We start from the raw sequence: 1572 nt of genomic DNA, 5'->3' as shown, positions 1-1572 counted from the left end.
ACCGTGCCCACGGTGGAGCGGGGGTTCTTGCTGGTAGATTTTTGGTCAATCGAAACGGCGGGGCTAAGCCCATCAATCTGGTCTACATCCGGTTTTTCCTGAAGGCCGAGGAACTGGCGGGCATAGGCCGAGAGGCTTTCCACATAACGGCGCTGTCCCTCAGCATAAAGGGTGTCGAAGGCTAGGGAGGATTTTCCAGACCCACTCAGACCGGTTATCACCACCAACTTATCACGCGGAATGTCGAGGTCAATATTCTTAAGGTTGTTTTGACGCGCCCCACGAATACGGATGAAACTGCTGGCAGCAGCTGCGGTCTGTAAAGTACCTGCCACCACCGCCCTGGATGGATCGGCCTGGCCGTTCCCTACATCTTCTGATAAAGGAGACTCTTCGGGCTTTACCCCCTGCAGCGGCGATACCGTCGGTTCCATCCTAAATGACTCCCTGTGGCAACGATTCACAGGCGAATTATACCTTAATGTTCCACCCCGACTTCAGCGGCCGTTCTGCATGAGGTTCCCCAAGCATCAATCGCAAACTTTTTTCTGTTGGCCAGGCGCGTTCCTACGGGGTTCCGCTGAGACTAAGGGTCACATCCACGGTGCCCACAACCTCCACATCAACGCCAGGCACCACCTCGGTATAAGCTAAAACGGCCAAGTGAGGCAAGCTGCGCTCGATAAGCCTTTTTAACGGCAAACGAATCTGGCCCGAGCAGAGCAGAACCGGTGAATGCCCCTCCTCAGAGGCCTGCTCCACCCGCTCCTTCAAGCTGCGTAAAAGGGCTTGAGCCAGATGGGGGTCAATGGCGAGCATAAGGCCGGTTGGGGTGGGTTGAACGGCACCTCGCAGTTCCTGTTCTAAGGAGGCGGCCAGTGTAATGACCCTTAGCACACCATCCTCATCCTGATACTGCCGGCAGATTTGGCGTGCGAGTGCCCCACGCACAAACTCGTTCAAAGCGTCTATATCGCGTGTGCGAGGGGCGTAATCGGCCAGCGTCTCCAAAATGGTGGTGAGGTCACGAATGCCCACACGCTCCTTCAATAGGCTTTGGAGCACTTTCTGCACCTCGCCCAAAGTTAGAACGTTGGGGATCAACTCGTTCACAACGGCCTCATCGCGTTTGCGCACCTGATCAACGAGTTTTTGAGTCTCTTGACGGGTGAGCAGCTCGGCCGCATGCGTTTTGACGACCTCCGTGAGATGGGTTACAAGCACGGTAGCAGGGTCTACGGTAATGTAACCGGCCAGTTCAGCGCGATCTTTGAGCGCCTTGTTGATCCAGATGGCGGGCGTCCCCATGGCAGGCTCCGTTGTGGGAATGCCCTCGAAGTGCTGACGCACCATGCCCGTGTCCAGAGCCAAAATGTAGCCCAAAAGCAGTTCATGGCTTGCCACCGGCGCGCCCTTGATCTTAATTTGATATTGATTGGGGCGCAACTGCAGGTTGTCCCGAATGCGAACGGTGGGCAGCACAATCCCCAGCTCCATCGCGATCTGTTTGCGCACCCCTCCTACCCGCTCTGCGAGGTCACCCCCCTCCTCCGGCAGGGCCAAAGGCACCAG

General features: G+C 56.7%; 1 protein-coding gene and 1 pseudogene. Both read right to left on the bottom strand.

The window, feature by feature from the left end:
* Positions 1 to 434 (bottom strand): annotated as a pseudogene (locus tag VKV18_RS06025) (excinuclease ABC subunit UvrA); the annotation flags it as partial.
* A gap of 133 nt (positions 435 to 567) precedes the next feature.
* Positions 568 to 1572: flagellar biosynthesis protein FlhA (locus VKV18_RS06020; RefSeq protein WP_324203318.1), on the bottom strand; the 1005-nt coding region annotated here is incomplete at its 5' end.

It is taken from the genome of Chthonomonas sp. (assembly GCF_035294505.1).
In the GTDB taxonomy this organism is placed as follows: domain Bacteria; phylum Armatimonadota; class Chthonomonadetes; order Chthonomonadales; family Chthonomonadaceae; genus Chthonomonas.
This window is presented reverse-complemented; position numbering and strand designations above follow the sequence as displayed.